This is a genomic window from Steroidobacter cummioxidans, from assembly GCF_003104955.1.
On sequence record NZ_LSRW01000069.1, the window covers coordinates 20,797 to 37,586 of the forward strand.

Consider the following 16,790-nt stretch of genomic DNA (forward strand, 5'->3'; position numbering starts at 1 on the left):
ATTTCGTCTGCGTCGTAACAGAGTCCGCCCATGCCTGCCCGGAAGAAGACCGACAGCTCCCCCTCGAAGCCGCGCGCGGCAGGCAAGCGCCCGTCCTCCCGGGTAGCGATGCGCGAGGATGGTGCGCAAACCCGGCAACAATTACTGGAAGTGGCCGGCCGCGTGTTTGCTGAACGCGGTTATGTTTACGCGACCAGCAAGGAAATCTGCGAGCGCGCCCAGGCCAACATCGCCGCGGTCAATTATCACTTCGGCGGCAAGGACGGTTTGTACGCCGCGGTGCTCGAGGAAGCGCATGCAAGACTGGTGAGCATCGATATCGTCACCGAGATCACCCAGAGCACGGCCAGTGCGGCGGACAAGCTGCGCTTGCTGTTGCGGAAGATCGTCGGCGAAGTCGCGAAGCGTGACGATGGTGCCTGGGAGCTGCGTGTGCTGAGTCGCGAGCTCATGGCGCCTACCGCGCTGATGGACAAGATGATGAAGAATCAGGTCATGCCCAAGGCCAGGCTGGTGACGGGAATGATCGGTGACATCCTCGGAGTAGCACCGACACACCCGGCCGTGAGTCGCGCGACTGTGAGTATCGTCGGCCCCTGTCTGTTCCTGCTGATCGCGAATCCGGACTGGCAGAAGAAAATATTTCCAGCCTTGCTCACCGACACCGACGAGCTCGTCGAACACATGGTCACATTCGCTCTCGGCGGTTTGCAGTCCGTTGCGGCCGGCTTGCGCAACTCGTCACGCTCAGCGCGCTAGGGCGACACTCGTTGGCATATCAGCCGACGCGAACCGGCACATAGATTCTCGCGCCCTGACGTTCGATGAGCAGGGCCGCGGGCTCGCCGGCAGGAAGGTCCTTCGATGCGGAACGTAGATCGGCGACCGTCTTCACTTGCCGATCGTTGACTCCGAGCACCACGTCACCAGGCTGAATGCCAGCGCGCGCGGCCGCTCCGCTGACTTCGCCCACGACCACGCTGCCATCGGTGCCGAGCGATTTCTTTTCCTCTGGCGTGAGCGGCTTGACCGCCAGGCCGAGACGGGCGCCGCCGCTCGCATCGTCTTTCATTTGCGGCATGGGGGGCACGCTGCGCGGCTTGTCCTCTTTCAGCTCGGCGACGCGCACCTGCAGTTGCTGCTCTTGCTTCGCTCGCCACACGGTGAGCGTGGTTTCATCGCCGGGATGGCGCTGAGAGATAAAGCTCGACAGCTGATTGCTCTGATCGATGGCGTGATCGTCGACTTTCAGGATCACATCGCCCGGCTTGACGCCCGCGCGTGCTGCCGGGCTGCCATTTTCCACAGCGCTCACCAGTGCGCCGCGTGGCCGATCCAGGCCGAACGGCTGGGCCAGCTCGCCGTCCACATTCTGCACCATGACCCCGATCCGACCCCGGACCACGTGCCCGGTCTGGATGAGTTGATCGTGCACGTGCATCGCGACTTCGATCGGAATGGCGAAGGATATACCCATGTAGCCACCGTTCTGGCTGAAGATCATGGAATTGATACCGACCACTTCGCCTTGCAGATTGAACAGGGGACCGCCGGAGTTACCCGGGTTCACGGGGACGTCGGTTTGAATGAAAGGAACATCCATGCCGCCCGGCACGGCACGCGCCGTGGCGCTCACGATGCCGGCAGTCGCGGTGTTGTCCAGGCCAAACGGCGAGCCGATCGCGAGCACCCACTCGCCGGTCTTCAGTGTCGTTTGGTCGCCGATGCGAACGATAGGAAGATCCTCCGCTTCGATCTTGATTACGGCAACATCCGTGCGAGCGTCGCTGCCGATGACCTTCGCTGGAAACTCGCGACGATCGGTCAGTTTTACGGTGACCTCGTCCGCGTCGGCAACCACGTGCGCGTTGGTGAGAATGTAACCGTCGTGGCTGACGATGAATCCGGAGCCCGCACCGTGCAGCACCGGCGGGCTGCCGTGGTTCGGGGCGCCTTCTCCAGGAATGGGAATGCCGAAACGCTTGAAGAAATCCCGCAGCGGTGCGTCGGAGGGCGCCATTCCCGAATCGGCAGTCTGGCGCGCCATCCCCACCACTTCCACGTTGACTACTGCGTTTCCGAACTGATCGACCAGAGCGGTGAAGTTGGGCAGCCCCGTGGGGGCTGCAACGGCGGCGGGTGCCGCGCTTTGGGCCGCGTTACGGTTTTCGGTGCGGGTCGCTTGCGCCTGATGCTCGTTACAGCCGGCGAGCGCCGCAAGGCCTCCTGCAACCAGTAGCGGAATATAACTTGAGCGTTGCACGACGAGCCCCACGACTTAGCAGTGCCGAGAACCACTGAAGGCGTCGCGATCGAAGATGGTTCCACGCAAGGGGGGTACACTTTCGACCGACGCCCCGCTGATTGTTCAATCCGGGCCTCGCGTTGCTGCTCGATAGGCCATGCGATACAAACCGGGCAGCACCAGCAGAATTAGTAGCGAGAGCGGTCTACTTTTCGAGCACTGTGGCCAGGGCGTTGGCTTGCCGAGCGAACTTCGCGGGATTCTTCTCGCGTAGTCGTTCCAAGTTCGCGATTTTCCAGCGAAGCCCAGGCAGGTCCACAGCATGTGGAATATCGAGCAGCGCCCATTCCGGTGCCAGATTCACAAACGATAGGAGGAAACGTCGCTCGGTTTCATCGAGATCTCTGTGGAGCTCAGCAACGAGACGCTCGCGTACCGCCAATAGTTGATCCAGAGGGACAGCCTTGGCCGTCATGCCGTTGAACGCGCCTACATAGTCAAGAGTGAGGTCTCGGCGCGTCGGGGCGAGCACTTCGTGAAGCGGACGGTCGTGGCTCGCGAGGTAGATGATGAATGCACGACGGATCGCAGGAGTAATGCCTCCGTGCTCGAACAACTGCATCACATCGAAGAGATCGCGGGGGTGTTGCCGGTCTAGTGCGGCGACCAGCTTGCTTGCATAGACGTCCTCGTTCGATGCAACGGGCACTTCGATTTCCGCTTGGAGGGAATCTTGCGCTTGTTGAGTGAGCGCTCGCGTGCTGACTGGACCTACCAAGCCGCGCAGTACAAAGTTCACTTCGACCTTAATTTCAATGTTCTGTCGCCGCGCGAGCAGTTTTGTGTCCGGGGTGTTCGCGACGCAGACGGTTCTAGTATTGAAGCCGAGTCGCTGAAGTGCCTTCGCGCTGGCACCGAGAGAGTCGCTGATACATTTGAGGGCGGCTTCTCGCGAGAGGGTGTGATCGATCAGCGCGAGATCCAGGTCGACGGATAACCGCGGCATGTCTCGGATGAAGAGGTTGATCGCCGTACCGCCTTTGAGAGCAAAGGCGTCCGTGCTCAGGACGACCGGCGCGACTTGGGTAAGCAAGCGAGCAGTGTCGAGGTACACCTGATTCACGGCTTCAGCACCAGCGTGCCTTCGCGGGATCGTGAGACCCACGGTTTGTCACTGCCCGTGGGGAGCTGTTTGGGGTCGAGTTTGCGTGCCCAAGGCAAGGAGAGTTCCTGTCCAAGTGTAAGGCAGAGTCGGACAGTCTTGACGCTCGTGCAGTGCTTGAGTAGATCCAACAGGACACTGGCCCGCAGTGTATGAGCGCTTTCGGTGAGTTCACGCGCCTCCGACATCGGCTGGCGGACGCCGACTTCGCTGAGGAGTTCGAGTAGAGCGCGTTCGGGTGATGATACTAGCGGCGTTTGGTCGCCCGCGAAGCGGGTCACGTGCAGCGGAGTTTCCGCCCTTTCTTCAAAGAGGCGTTTGCGGTGATATCCCGATGGGAATTTCTCGGTAAACCACGCGGGAAGGCGCCCCGCCGTCCAGCCGTAGAGATGAAGCGTGGTTTGCTGTGAGACGTAGTGGCGTATGCCATGCCACTCCAGCGCCGATTTTCCGCCGACATGCAGTCCGGTCAGCTTGCGTTCCAGTAGCCGTAGCGAGGGATAGAGCGATGGCGTATCGCCAGGCCGTATAAAGACGCCGCGCTCGAGTCGAGTGAGCCAACCTGCCCGGACGTAGTGAACGGCGAGGTCGGCGGAGACGCCGTATTCGGCTAAATCGGCCATAGTGACGGGTGCGCTGGCGGGCAGGCCTGCCAGGACCGTCTTTAGGATAGCGTGTCGTTTCGTAGCCATACTACGATTTACAGTATCAATCCAAACTTTGGATTAATCAAGCCAATCGTAGCAAGACTACGATTACGACGATCCTTCAGGTCGATAGGCCATGCGATACAAACCGGGCAGCACCAGCAGCGTCAGCAGCGTGGACGACAGAATGCCGCCGATGACGACGGTGGCGAGCGGTCGCTGCACTTCGGCGCCGGTGCTGGTGTTCAGCGCCATTGGTAGAAAGCCGAGCGCGGCCACCAAGGCGACCATCAGAATGGGACGCAAGCGGAGCATCGCGCCTTCCCGAATGGCTTCATCCAGCATCGCGCCGTTCGCTAGTCGATCTCGGAATGCCGAGACCATCATCACGCCTGTGAGCACGGCGACGCCGGACAGTGTGATGAAGCCGACGCCGGCGGTAATCGACAACGGTATGTCCCGAATCCAAAGAGCGATGACTCCGCCGGTGAGCGCCAGAGGGACGCCGCTGAAGACCAGCGCGGCGTCCTTGGCAGAACCGAACGTCATCAACAGCAACGCGAAGATCATCGCGAGCGTTACGGGAACCAGCACAGCCAGCCGCTCAGATGCCGATTGCAGCTGCTCGAAGGTGCCGCCGTAGTCCAGCCAATAACCGGCCGGCAGTTTGATCTGCTGCGCAATCTTTTCTCGGGCTTCCGCTACGAACCCACCAAGATCGCGCCCGCGCACGTTGGCGGAGACGACCAGCCGGCGTTTGCCGTTCTCACGGCTGATCTGATTCGGCCCGGGCGCGAGCTTGAGCGAGGCGATCTCTCCCAGCGGCACGTAACCGCCGTTGGGCAGTGATATCGGCAATCGCGAGAGATTGGCGACATCGGCACGCAAATGCTCCGGCAATCGCACCACCAGGCTGAAGCGCCGATCGCCTTCGAAGATTTGACCAGCCTCTTCGCCGCCGGTGGCTGCCGCAAGCACGTCCTGCACATCTGCGACGTTCAAACCGTAGCGATACAGTGCCGCACGATTGGGCTCCACCGACAGCACGGGCAAACCCGCAACCTGTTCCACCTTGACGCCTTCGGCGCCCTCGATGCCACTCAACACGCGGGCGAGGGCATTGCCCGAGGCGAGCAATTGATCGAGATCGTCGCCGTAGATCTTGATTCCCAGATCCGAGCGCACGCCGGAGATCAACTCGTTGAAGCGCAGTTGAATGGGCTGACTGATCTCGAACGCGTTGCCGGGAACGGCGGCGAGTTTCTCCTGGATTTCCTGCACCAGCGTGGCCTTGGTCTTGTTCGGATCCTGCCAGTCGCGACGATCCTTCAGCATCACGTAACCGTCCGAGATGTTCGGCGGCATCGGATCGGTTGCGACCTCGGCTGTGCCCACCCGCGAGAAGTACGTTTTGACTTCCGGCACATCCTGCAGGGCGCGCTCGAGCTGGAACTGCATCTCCAGCGACTGTGTGAGACTGGTGCCAGGAATACGCAACGCCTGAACCGCGAGATCGCCTTCGTCCAGGTTGGGAATGAACTCCGATCCCATGCGCGATCCAAGCCAGCCGCAAATGCCAACGAAAATCACCGCGCCGATAAGGATCGGCGCACGAAATTTCAATGCGCCGTCGAGGATGGGTGCATACGCGTGTCGCGCACTGCGCACGATCGCATTCTCCTTTTCCTCGATCCTGCCGCGCAGGAACAACGCCACGGCGGCGGGAACGAAGGTAAGTGATAGCGCAAGGGCGGCGAGCAGCGCGATGATGACCGTCAGCGCCATCGGCCGGAACATCTTTCCTTCGACACCGGTGAGGGCAAGGATGGGAAGATTGACGAGGATGACGACGAGCACGCTGACGAGGCTGGGTGTGAAGACCTCGCGCGTGGCAGTGAATACGGTTTGCAGGCGCTCGTCGAGATTCAACAGACGTCCGGCCTGATGCTGACGCTGCGACAGGCGCAGGATGCAGTTCTCCACAATGATGACCGCGCCATCGACGATCAATCCGAAATCCAGCGCGCCGAGCGACATCAAGTTGGCGCTGACCCTCGATTGGACCATGCCTGTCATCAGCAACAGCATGGAGAGCGGGATGACCATGGCCGTCAACAAGGCCGCGCGCACGTTGCCGAGCATCAGCAGCAGCACCGCGACGACGAGGATCGCGCCCTCGAGCAGATTCTTCTGAACGGTTGCGATGGTCTTTTCGACCAGAATGGTGCGATCGTAAACGGGATCGGCCGTGACGCCTGCCGGCAGGGTTTCATTGATCTCCGCCAGTTTCTCGGAGACGGCCTTCGACACCGTGCGACTGTTTTCCGCGATCAGCATCACCGCTGTGCCAAGGACGGTCTCCTCGCCATCGCGCGTCGCGGCGCCAGTGCGCAGTTGCTTGCCGTATGCGACTTCCGCAACGTCTCGCACTGTGACCGGCACGCCGCCGCGGTGGGCAACGATGATCTGCTCGATGGAAGGAATGTCGTCCACTTGTCCCGGGGAGCGAATCAAGTACTGCTCGCCATTGCGCTCGACATAGCCGGCACCGACGTTGGCATTGTTCTTCTTCAACGCGTCGACTACGTGATCGAACGACAGTCCGAACGCCAGCAGTCGGGCCGGGTCGGGAGTGACGTGGTACTGCCTTTCGTAGCCGCCGATGGTATTGACCTCCGTCACGCCGGGAACCTGTCGCAGTTGCGGCCGAATGACCCAGTCTTGCAGCGTGCGAAGGGCAGTCGCGTCGTAGGGTCGACCATCGGGCTGGCGCGCATCCGCAGCTGCGTGCACGGTGTACAGAAAGATCTCGCCCAGACCGGTGGCGATCGGTCCCATCTCCGGCGCGATCCCTTCCGGCAGCTGACTCTTCGCTTGCTGCAAACGTTCGTTGATGAGATTGCGCGCGAAGTAGATGTCCGTGCCGTCCTCGAACACGACTGTGACTTGCGACAGTCCGTAGCGAGACAGCGAGCGCGTGTACTCCAGGTGCGGCAGGCCGGCGATCGCGACCTCGACCAGATAAGTAATGCGCTGCTCGACTTCGAGCGGGGAGTAGCCGGGCGCCTGAGTGTTGATCTGCACCTGGACATTGGTGATGTCGGGCACCGCATCGATGGGCAAGCGCTGATAGTTCCAGACGCCGGCCGCCGCCGCGACGATCACAAAGAACAGCACCACCCAGCGGCGAGCGATGGCAATACGCAAGAGAGCGTCGATCATCGCAGCTCCTAGTGACCGTGCTCGGCAGAATCTTTGCCAAGCTCCGCCTTCAGAATGAAGCTGTTCGCAGCGGCATAGCGTTCGCCTGCCTGCAAGCCCTCCGTCACTTCACTCCATTGAGCGTCTGCGCGTCCGAGACGCACCGGCCGCGGCTCGAAGCCTGCGTCGGCGTGAACGAACACGACGTTGCCGTTCTCCAATGTTTGTAACGCATCGTTGCGTACGACGAGCGGCACTTGATTCTCGCCCAGTGTCACTTCGGCCGTGACATACAAGCCGGGCGCCCAGCGACGGTCCGCGTTGTCGAGGAGCACGCGGGCGGTCAGAGTTTGATTGGCGCTGGTGCCGAAGGGCGCAACGTAGACGATCTTGCCGTCGGCTTTGACGCCCGTGTCGTGACTGGCGACGCGCACGGTTTGACCGACGCGAACTTTCGCCACATCGCGGGGAAACAAGGACAACTCGACCCAAACCGTCGCCAGGTCTGCAATCGTGAACAGCACCTTGTCGCCCGTTTGTTCGCCTGGATTCGCGTTACGTGCAGTGACGACGCCATTGAGCGGCGCGACGACGGCATAGGTCTGCAAGCTTTCGTTACTTTCGACGGTGGCCAGTGGATCGCCAGCGCGCACCGAATCGCCAATCTTCGCGGTGACGGTACGAATCACGCCGGGAAACCGCGCTCCAACGTCCCTCACGCGCTCGGCGTTCGGTGCGATAGTGCCGTAGAGCGGCAATGTCTCGCGAATGGTGGCGGGGCCCGCTTCGGCAAGCACGATGCCCGCCGCTTGAATTTGTTCGGGTGTCAGTGCGACGTGCCTCGACTCGCGGTCCTCGTGGCCAGTCTCGGCTTGCGTCGCAGGCGTTGGTGTCGCCGGGTCGGAGCCTCCGCAACCGCCGATGGCCAGCACCGCAGCGATCAGCATCAACAGCGATTTCTGATTCATGGTTCGACTCAAGGTGGGGTGATCGGGCGGGTGAGCGCGGCGCTGGTGAGGCGCTCGATCTCGGCCAACACGCGGTGATAGTCGGTCGCGGCATCGATCGCTGCGGCTTGCAGCGCGAGGAGCTCCTCCTGAACGGTGATGAGCTCCAGGAAAGAGAAGCGGCCGCGCTCGTAGCCGCTGCGCGTTTGATCGAGTGCGAGCTGAGCTTGAGGCAACGCTTCATTGCGCAAAGCGTCGACGCGCGCGCGATCTGCATTCATCTCCTGATACAGCGCGAGCAGGCTGGCGCGTGCTCTGACGCGGGCGGCATTTAGACGCGCGTCCGTTTGATCGCGCCGGACCTGCGCCTCGCGAATGGCGCCCTGATTCCGATCGGAGATCGGCAACGGCATGGTGAAGCCGGCGACGAGAGCGGCATCGTTGGTCCGCTCGAACCGTCGAACCCCGACGCTGAAATTGAGATTCGGTCGAGCTTGAACGCGCGCCAGTCGTAACTCGGCGTCACGTAGCCGCGCCTCTGAAGCAAACCGCGTGAAATCCGGTGACTGCTCCAACTGCTGCATCAGCGCTTGGAAGGACTCCACCGCACGCAGATTGAATAGTTGCGCCTTTGCTGTGCTGAAGGCCGGCTCAGGGTTGCCCCAGGAAGCAGAGAGTGCGTAACGCGCGGCGCGCAGCTCACTTTCAGCCTGTCGTTGTTCTATGAGGCTCCGTGTCAGAGCAATGCGCGCGCGGCTGCGCTCGGCTTCCGGAGAACGACCGGCTTCAACACGCGTGCCGATCGCATCGAGCGTTCTTTGAGCGAGGGCGGTTGCCTCTTGGGAGAATCGCTCGCGCTCCTGAGCGGCGACAACTTCGATGAAACGCAGCGTGACGTCGGAGAGAACGTCCAACTCGCGCGCGCGCTGCTCGATGCTGACGAAATCCAGATCCGCCTCGGCGGCGGAGCGACGCAGCCCGCGTTTGCCGCCCAGCTCGACGACCTGACTCAGACTGAGTGTCGTCTCGAGCGACTCGATTCCGCGAGCCTCGCCGGTGCCCGCGAAGTTCTCGAGCTCCAGGCCGAGCTGAGGATTCGGGCGCAGGCCCGCCTGAACGATGCGCGCTTGAGCGGCGCTCAGCTCATACATGCTTGCCAGCAGATCAGGATTGCTGCGCAAGGCCGCGTCAATGGCGCGCGCCAGCGTCAACTCGCCTTCGGGATTCACCGGTTCAGCGCGCGACTGTGCGTTTGCTGACGAAACAACAAACAATAGGGCGCACGCAGCACAGGCGCGCGCAAGTGCCAAAAACATCGAAAACCTCCTACAGCACGCGTGCGTTCACACGCGTGAGGTCACGGGAAATGACTACGAATCGGAGGTTTAAACGGGAGGGCCGCGCAGCGGCGGACGCAGGCCCCAGACCGGAGCGAGCGAGGGAACGAACAGCTGGGCGGGACGGCCCGTGCTGTTCAGTACGGGTAACAGCAGTGCGAGCAGGATGCTCGCAAACACGAGGATCGGCAGCTCATCGGCACCGATCTTCTTGACCCAGGGAGAAACAGACAAGTCGACATCGACGTCGTTGTGGCCGTCGGCGGAGACCTCGACGCCGCTATGCGTCGGTGCATCCTCCACATGCATGGCGGCAGCGGGCTGCTGACCGTCCAGGCACAAGTGCAAATGGGCTTCACCCACGCGCACCAACAGCAGCGCTATGGCGAGCAGCCACAGGAGCCTGGCGATGGGGGAGTGACGCAACATGCAGTAAGTATGCCTCAAGAGCGCCAGTTTCTCACGGCATTCATGGCTGCTTTGTGACGTTCATCTTACGGCTCGATCGCGAGGCACCACAGCGCTGAGCGCTCGTTGGCTACAATTGCTCACATGCCCTTTGCCGACCCATCCCTCGATCCCGATTCGCGCGCCAGCGCAGCCCCGCGACTGTCGGGTGTTCTGGAGGTGCTGGTCACTTTTCTGAAACTGGGCCTGACCTCGTTCGGCGGGCCGATCGCGCATCTCGGCTATTTTCATCGCGAGCTCGTCGTGAAGCGGCGCTGGGTAGATGAAGCGCAGTATGCGCAACTCATCGCGTTGGGGCAGTTCCTGCCGGGGCCGGCGAGCAGTCAGGTCGGGTTTTCGCTTGGGTTGTTACGTGCGGGCTGGCTCGGGGGTCTCGCGGCTTTTATGGCATTCACGTTGCCGTCGGTACTGCTCTTACTGGCATTCGCCCGCGCCATACCGCTGCTTCAGCAACCGTATGGTCAGGCGGCGATACATGGGCTGAAGCTGCTGGCGGTGGCGGTCGTTGCCCAAGGCGTTCTGACCATGGCCGGGCGATTGACGCCCGACCTGCGGCGCAGAGTGATCGCGATTGTGGCTGCAGTTGTGGCAATCACGGTCAGCTCCGCGATCACTCAACTGGTCGTGATCGTTGGTGGGGCGTGCGCCGGGCTGATGTTTTGTCGCGGCTCCAGCGTGCCCGACTCGGCGAGCTTTGCGTTGGTCTATCGGCGGCGCACCGGGTTGGTGTTGATTGCTTTGTTTGCAATATTGCTGCTGGCTTCGATCCTGCTGACGCCGGGCCCATCGCTGCTCGTGTCAGTCGCTGGTGCTTTCTATCGAACGGGAGCACTGGTGTTCGGCGGCGGTCATGTCGTATTGCCGCTGTTGCAGGAGAGTGTGGTCGATCCCGGTTGGGTCAACCCCGAAGACTTTCTGGCGGGTTACGGTGCCGCGCAAGCAGTGCCCGGACCGATGTTTTCGCTCGCCGCGTTTCTGGGGGCTCGCATCGGTGGTCTCAATGATTTACTTGGCGCAGCCGTCAGCCTGCTCGCGATCTTTCTGCCAGGCCTGTTGCTGATGGCGGGCATGCTGCCGTTCTGGCATGTCATTGCGCGAGCAGATAAAGCAGCCGACGCAATCTCGGGAGTGAATGCTGCGGTCGTCGGCCTGCTGGCGGCAGCACTTTACAATCCCGTCTGGACCAGCGCGGTGCACGCGTGGACCGATATTGCGATCGCGGGCGCGGCGTTTCTAATACTGATGGCTACACGTACGCCAGTACTTGTGGTGGTGGCGGGTTGTGTAATGGCGTCGATGCTAGCGATGTAGTGTCGGAATCGGCCCTGGCCGATCGTCCTTGCGAGGTCCCTAAACATAAACAGAGGACCTACGTATGGATGCAATGAAACAGAGCTTGCTGGCCGTGGCTGCGGTGTTTGCTGTGCTGCCCGCCAACGCGAAGGATCCGAAATATCCACCTGTCGATGCGTACCTGATGTCTCGGGCCAAGGAGATCGCGTTCGCCCGGAGCGCGGCTCCGGCCAGCATCGCCGATCGCGCGACCATCAAAGTGCTGACCAGGTCGGGCTATGAAGTTGCCAGCCAGGGCGACAACGGTTTCGTATGTATCGTCATGCGGGGCTGGTCGGCCGTGGCGTTCACACCCGGAGACGCTCGCAAGCAGGCCTATAACACCAGCCTCCAGGCGCCGATCTGCTACGACCCGGTCGGCAGCCGGACCATCCTGCTGGTCGAGGAAATGCGGGCACAGCTCGGCCTGCAGGGGATGACACCGGATGAGATTCCTCGGGAGCTGGCGATGGCGTACGCACTGGGCAAGCTGCCGAAAATGGAGGGCGTGTCATTCGCCTATATGTGGTCGGCCGGTCAGAACGTCGGCGACGACGGCAGGTGGCATCCGCATATGATGATTTACGCGCCTTACTATAAGAGTGCCATGTTGGGCGGTTTCAGGCCGGATAGCGGGCTGCCTGCCGTCGCGGCCGATGATGGGACGCCCTTCGCGCTGGTCGTCGTTGCCGTCGATGACAAGCTGGCGGTCGAGCCGAAGCTGCCGGGGGAGTAGGGCGAAGCAGAGTGCTCTGTTGTCGGGCTGTGGCGATGGGTTCGCCACAGCCCGAGGCATCTTGCGCAGGGGTCAGAACCTCTGATTGATGCCAGCGACGAAGCTGCGTCCCGGCTGCGGATACGAACCGGGCCCGTACACCGGGTGGCCGCGATTCTCATAGGCTTCGTTCGTCAGATTGTCGACCGTGACATACAACCGGGTGCTGGCGAGTACGTCATAGTTCGCGACGAAGCCGAGCACCGTGAATCGATCATCGGTGAAGTAGCGTGTGCTCATGCCCGTGAATAGCTGTGCCGTCAACGCGGCCGACCACTTTTCATTGTCGTACATGATGTCCGCCTGATAGGTGTTCATGGGGCGGAAGCGATTGATGAGGGCGTTCACGTTGCTGTCATTGGGATTGTTGTCGTAGTTCTTCGCGCTGAATCTGTCCTTTACGTATGCGTACGAGGCTGCGGCTGCCCATTGCGAGCTGAAGCGGTGGTCGACGACGATGTTGAGAGATTCCTTCTTCCGCGTTGCGTTCACCGAGCGGGTGACCCAGTTGCCGAAGCCGGTCGGTGAGCCTGCATTCACGACCGTCGGATCCCACACCGAGTAGCGGCCGACGGCATTGTCCATGTCGGTGAACGCAAAGTTCACGCTCAGGAAGGTGGCGCTGCCGAAATTCTTGCGAATGCCAGCCGAAAACGCGTCGCCCGTCTCCACCTTGAGCGGCTCGACCGGAGATTCGTTGGTGAAGTCATTGTTGGTCAACGGGCGGTAGATCTGCGACCACGACATGAAAAAGTCGCCGAGCAGATCGAACGTATAGTTCGAATGAACCGCGAACGTGACTTTGTCCATGCTGGGCTTGGTGGTCGTGACGCCGGTCGCGGAGATGCGATCGATCTTGCCGAAGTGGTCATAGCGCACGCCCGGACTGACGGTGAAGCGCTCGGTCAGCGCGATTTTGTCCTGCAGGTATCCCTGATAGCTGTCGCGCTCGACGCGGTTGGTGCTGCCGTTGGACACCTGGATGCGCTCGAACTCGCTGGTGCGATATTCCCAGCCCGAGATCAGGCTGTGTCTGCCGAAGCGCTTGGCCAGTTGCAGGTCGGCGCCATCGACGATCTCGTAGTTATGGCGTCCCGCGGAACGGTGTGCGTTCTCGATAAGCGCCGGCGTCACGTCCGCCAGTGGCGTGCCGAACAACCCGCCGTACACGCGCGTGTGATATTTCCGGTGGTTGCGGTAAGCCCGAACGTAGCTGGTCAGGCCGTCGTCGTCCCGATCGAAGGTGTATTTGAGATCGACGTCGCTGGAGCGGCTCAGACTGAACGAGCCGAGCCAGGCGTCATAGAGGAACCAGTTGCGATAGCCGGGCGTCGAGGATGAGGTGGACAGACGGCTTTCCAAAAACAAATGCAGCGTGTCGGCATCCGGCGCGGTGATCGGGTAGTGCGCCTTGTTGTCTGTCCACGAGTAGGAGAGGCTCACGGTCTGATCGCTGCCGAAGTCCTTGTCCAGGCGAATCGAGGCGCCTTGCTCGCGATAGCCGGTGTTGATGAACTTTGCGGTGCGGTCTGTATCGGCATCCTTGTATTTGGTGTTGTCGCCGGTTTGATAGCTGCCCGAGATGAAGTAGCGAAACGTTTCGTCGCCGATCGGGCCGGATTGCGACAGACCGTAATTCTCCTGTCCCCAGGAGCCCAAGGAGGCATCCACAGCCAGCTCGTGCCGGTCGCGACCGCTGCGCGTAACTATGTTGATGACGCCGCCAGCGGCGTCGGCGCCGTAGGCAACCGCGCCTGTGCCTTTGATTACTTCGATGCGCTCGACGTTGTTGATGTTGGTGATCACATCGAGCGGCAGTCTGGATTTCGAGGCGTTCGATTGACCGTAAGAGGAGGCGTCGTTGTCGAGGCGGCGGCCGTCGACCGTAATGAGCACGCTGCTGTCGCCGTTGATGCTGATTTCTTCGCCGAACGTCGAGCCGTACTCGTAGGCCCGATAGCCCGGGCTGGAGATCTGCACGCCCGGGATTCGCTTGATGGCCTCCTTCACACTGGTGAAGTGACGAGTCTCGATCTGCTCGCGAGTGATCACCTGCACGTCGCCGCCGACGCGGTACACCGCCTGCTCGCTTTCGGGGTCCGAGCTGACGACGATCGGCGACATCGTTTTCGTGTCGGGATCAACCGCGAAGGTGATCGAAGGAATCGAAGACAGACAGAGCAGCGCGGTGCGCGCGAACGCCGACTTCCGGACGGGGGACATGAGGACGCCTCCAATGAGCGTGAAGAAAAAACTTGAATCAGGGGAAAGCGGCGTCGCTCTAGGGCCTGCGAGCCGGCGCCAGATTGCGAACCAGCCGCTTGAGGCCGAGATACAGGCCCAACACGCTCGAGACGAGTCCGCCCAGCAGCAGGACGATCATGCCGATGTCCCATAGCGGGCGTTTGCTGTACCAGAACTTGAAATCGAGACTGTGCAATCCGTTGTAGAGCCAGCGCTCGATGCGGCTGTAGCGATGCGTTTGCGCGACGATGTCGCTGCCGCGGGGATCGACGTAGATCCAGGTTTGCATCGGATCGTCGAACTTGAAGCGAAGCACCGGCAGCGGCGCCTGCCGGCCACGCGAGTAGTAGTAATCGTCGTAGTCGTCCAGCATCAGTTGCTCGACGATGTTGACGCCAGCGGGTAGCGATGACCGCAGCCGCGTGACGATTGCATCCTGCGAGTACGGCTCGCTGCGCATGGCAAGAGTCTCAGCCGCTACCAGCAAACCACCGCGCGTGCCGCGACGACCACCGTCGGAGTAGGGCTCGTGAAGCCGCTCGGGCCGCGAACCGTCCGGCAGGCTCTTTGCCGTCGCTCTGATGGTATAGAACTGTTCGCCGTGCACGCGGGTGAAGCCCAGCTCTTTGATCGAGCGATCTCCCACCGCTTGTTGAAGCGCCGCGCCGTCGATCAGCGTCACTGGTATCTCTGGCGCGCCGCCGCTGAAGACGTCCCGTCGGACTTCGAGGCCGCGAGCTCTGGTCCAGTCCCACGGCTCCATCGACATCAGTCCACTGAAGGCCCACGTCAGCGCGAACACGCCAAAGATGGCGCCGGAGATGTAATGCCAGCGCATCCAGCCTCGATAGACGACTGCCTTCGACCATTGGAACGGTCTGGTGACGCGGAATTGCGTGACCGCGAGAATCAGGCCGAGCACGCTCAAGCAGCAGGCGAGCGCTGCAGTCCAGACGACGATCTGGTACCAGAGCGGTTGATTCGTCTTCAGGCCCGCGAAATAAATCCAATGGGGAATCGTGCCAATCCAGGCGAGCAGACGTTGTGAGCGCGTGGTGACGAGACGGACATCCGCGGTCTCGGCCGACACGTAAATCTCGGTACCGTCGCCGTCGTCGACCACAAACTTGTGCAGCGTCGCTCGCTCGCGGTTCGACAATGTCCACTGGTCAGGCTCATTCAGCGTGCGATCCAGGTGCACGTGTTCGAGAGCGGCTGCCACGAAGCGACTCGCGATCTCGCGTGCCGTCGCGGCATCGATGGGGGCCAGGAGCTCGCCGGTGTCGGCGAACAGAGTTGGTGCGCGAGCGCCCTGAAACCGATATGCCGGACGCTCCATGACAGAGGTGAGCAGCGGCGCCGAGCCTTCCAGGCCGACGCGAGCGGCTGCTGCTGCCGGCGAGAGGGTGATGCGACTGAAATCCAGCGCAGGCAGTTTCTCGATGCGCGTGTGCGGATCGAGTCGAGGCATGCCGCCTGCGTACATCATCACGATGCCCGAAGCGAACCAGATGACGACCGCCAGACTGATGACGATGCCGAGATATCGATGGCTGAGGATGATGAGTCGACGTAGCAGAAGCATGAGGATCGATGCCGCGGTCAGAGCGGTGTTTGTTGTTTTCTGAGAAGGCGGCGCAAAGATCGGAGAATCGCTGCGCGCCGTCGAGTTATTTACGGTTTACCGCGGGTTAAGCCATGCGTTAACTCCGTTAACGAGCAGCAATAACGTGCTTGCGGTGCGCGCAGGCGCCGACTGGCCGATGCTCGAAAAGCATGTGCCAATACGACGGCCTTCGCTCCCGCGAGCGAAATCGGGTACCAATGGAAACATTGCAGAACGGAAGGCGCGATCGCCGGCGAACGCAGCGACGCGAACATCCGCCAGCCCCTTCCCACGAGAGCCCGACAGCCTATGCGCGTCTTGGCGACGCGCGATTCTCGGCAGGTCTTCGGGCTCATGGGCTTCGGCGAATGCCGACCTACTTGGCGCTGCTTCCCAGGCTAAAGCCCAGTGCTGTGTGCGCCGTTCGTTCCCAATTACCGCTGCGGGGCAGCTCCGGAATGCGCGCAGTGATTACAACGCGGTCACCGGATTCCCTTTTCAGCCCGCTCCACTGATCTTGGGGCGGGCACCGAGAAGGGCGGCAAAGTATTGTGTCTGGAGACGAGAGTCAACTGGCGTCGTTGCTAGCAACTGCGTGGCAGTTGCATGTTTCGCGTTGTCACATTCGCCCCGCAGCGGCGCGTTGACAGCGCGCCAAGCGTCAAACCTATCTTTTTTCCTCGCGCCAGCGGTGTCCGCCTGCGAACAAGCGGACTTAATAGGTAATCCGGTGCGGGCTCATGAGCCCAATGCCGGAACTGCCCCGCAGCGGTATTCAGGAACGACCGTGGTCATGGCACCTGTCTCTTATACACATCTCCGAGCC

General features: G+C 61.6%; 12 protein-coding genes and 2 riboswitches. Of the genes, 3 read left to right on the forward strand and 9 right to left on the reverse strand.

Annotation, left to right across the window (positions count from 1 at the left end):
• The first annotated feature begins 30 nt into the window (after positions 1–30).
• Positions 31–759 (forward strand): CerR family C-terminal domain-containing protein, encoded by a 729-nt coding sequence (locus D0550_RS26805; RefSeq protein WP_116812269.1) that lies wholly within the window; start codon positions 31–33, stop codon positions 757–759.
• Between the two features lie 19 nt (positions 760–778).
• On the opposite strand, the gene D0550_RS26810 is transcribed toward D0550_RS26805, so the two are convergent.
• The 7 genes from D0550_RS26810 to D0550_RS26840 all read right to left on the reverse strand — a co-directional run bounded on the left by D0550_RS26810 (position 779) and on the right by D0550_RS26840 (position 9,968).
• Entirely contained in the window at positions 779–2,263 is a 1,485-nt protein-coding gene (locus tag D0550_RS26810) for a DegQ family serine endoprotease (protein WP_206606566.1), read from the reverse strand.
• 187 nt (positions 2,264–2,450) lie between these two features.
• Positions 2,451–3,368 (reverse strand): nucleotidyl transferase AbiEii/AbiGii toxin family protein, encoded by a 918-nt coding sequence (locus tag D0550_RS26815; RefSeq protein WP_116812271.1) that lies wholly within the window; start codon positions 3,366–3,368, stop codon positions 2,451–2,453.
• A complete protein-coding gene (locus D0550_RS26820; protein WP_116812272.1) occupies positions 3,365–4,099 on the reverse strand; it encodes a type IV toxin-antitoxin system AbiEi family antitoxin domain-containing protein in 735 nt (244 codons plus the stop codon). The genes D0550_RS26815 and D0550_RS26820 overlap by 4 nt, the downstream gene beginning before the upstream one ends.
• A gap of 63 nt (positions 4,100–4,162) precedes the next feature.
• Positions 4,163–7,276: an efflux RND transporter permease subunit gene (locus D0550_RS26825; protein WP_116812273.1), complete on the reverse strand. Its 3,114-nt coding sequence runs from the start codon at positions 7,274–7,276 to the stop codon at positions 4,163–4,165.
• A gap of 8 nt (positions 7,277–7,284) precedes the next feature.
• Positions 7,285–8,223 (reverse strand): efflux RND transporter periplasmic adaptor subunit, encoded by a 939-nt coding sequence (locus tag D0550_RS26830; protein WP_116812274.1) that lies wholly within the window; start codon positions 8,221–8,223, stop codon positions 7,285–7,287.
• A gap of 8 nt (positions 8,224–8,231) precedes the next feature.
• On the reverse strand, positions 8,232–9,518 hold the full coding sequence (locus tag D0550_RS26835) for a TolC family protein (RefSeq protein ID WP_116812275.1): 1,287 nt from the start codon (positions 9,516–9,518) through the stop codon (positions 8,232–8,234).
• 69 nt (positions 9,519–9,587) lie between these two features.
• The gene (locus tag D0550_RS26840) at positions 9,588–9,968 is read right to left on the reverse strand and encodes a hypothetical protein (protein ID WP_116812276.1); all 381 of its coding nucleotides are present in this window, start codon (positions 9,966–9,968) and stop codon (positions 9,588–9,590) included.
• 123 nt (positions 9,969–10,091) lie between these two features.
• On the opposite strand from D0550_RS26840, the gene chrA reads away from it, so the two are divergent.
• Positions 10,092–11,318 (forward strand): chromate efflux transporter, encoded by a 1,227-nt coding sequence (chrA, locus tag D0550_RS26845; RefSeq protein WP_116812277.1) that lies wholly within the window; start codon positions 10,092–10,094, stop codon positions 11,316–11,318.
• 64 nt (positions 11,319–11,382) lie between these two features.
• Positions 11,383–12,075, forward strand: coding sequence for a hypothetical protein (locus tag D0550_RS26850; RefSeq protein ID WP_116812278.1), 693 nt, complete (start codon positions 11,383–11,385; stop codon positions 12,073–12,075).
• A 72-nt stretch (positions 12,076–12,147) separates the two neighbouring features.
• Here D0550_RS26850 and D0550_RS26855 read toward each other — a convergent pair whose 3' ends face one another.
• Complete coding sequence (locus D0550_RS26855; protein WP_116812279.1) at positions 12,148–14,337, reverse strand: TonB-dependent receptor; 2,190 nt, start codon at positions 14,335–14,337, stop codon at positions 12,148–12,150.
• 58 nt (positions 14,338–14,395) lie between these two features.
• Positions 14,396–15,943: a PepSY domain-containing protein gene (locus D0550_RS26860; RefSeq protein ID WP_116812280.1), complete on the reverse strand. Its 1,548-nt coding sequence runs from the start codon at positions 15,941–15,943 to the stop codon at positions 14,396–14,398.
• A gap of 341 nt (positions 15,944–16,284) precedes the next feature.
• Positions 16,285–16,513, reverse strand: a riboswitch (cobalamin riboswitch).
• Between the two features lie 123 nt (positions 16,514–16,636).
• A riboswitch (cobalamin riboswitch) is annotated at positions 16,637–16,790 on the forward strand. This riboswitch is flagged as partial in the annotation.

Coding starts and splice junctions, on each gene's coding strand:
- D0550_RS26820 (WP_116812272.1), bottom strand. CDS start 4,099: ATGGCTACGAAACGACACGCTATCCTAAAGACGGTCCTGGCAGGCCTG.
- chrA (WP_116812277.1), top strand. CDS start 10,092: ATGCCCTTTGCCGACCCATCCCTCGATCCCGATTCGCGCGCCAGCGCA.
- D0550_RS26850 (WP_116812278.1), top strand. CDS start 11,383: ATGGATGCAATGAAACAGAGCTTGCTGGCCGTGGCTGCGGTGTTTGCT.
- D0550_RS26860 (WP_116812280.1), bottom strand. CDS start 15,943: ATGCTTCTGCTACGTCGACTCATCATCCTCAGCCATCGATATCTCGGC.
- D0550_RS26840 (WP_116812276.1), bottom strand. CDS start 9,968: ATGTTGCGTCACTCCCCCATCGCCAGGCTCCTGTGGCTGCTCGCCATA.
- D0550_RS26805 (WP_116812269.1), top strand. CDS start 31: ATGCCTGCCCGGAAGAAGACCGACAGCTCCCCCTCGAAGCCGCGCGCG.
- D0550_RS26825 (WP_116812273.1), bottom strand. CDS start 7,276: ATGATCGACGCTCTCTTGCGTATTGCCATCGCTCGCCGCTGGGTGGTG.
- D0550_RS26835 (WP_116812275.1), bottom strand. CDS start 9,518: ATGTTTTTGGCACTTGCGCGCGCCTGTGCTGCGTGCGCCCTATTGTTT.
- D0550_RS26855 (WP_116812279.1), bottom strand. CDS start 14,337: ATGTCCCCCGTCCGGAAGTCGGCGTTCGCGCGCACCGCGCTGCTCTGT.
- D0550_RS26830 (WP_116812274.1), bottom strand. CDS start 8,223: ATGAATCAGAAATCGCTGTTGATGCTGATCGCTGCGGTGCTGGCCATC.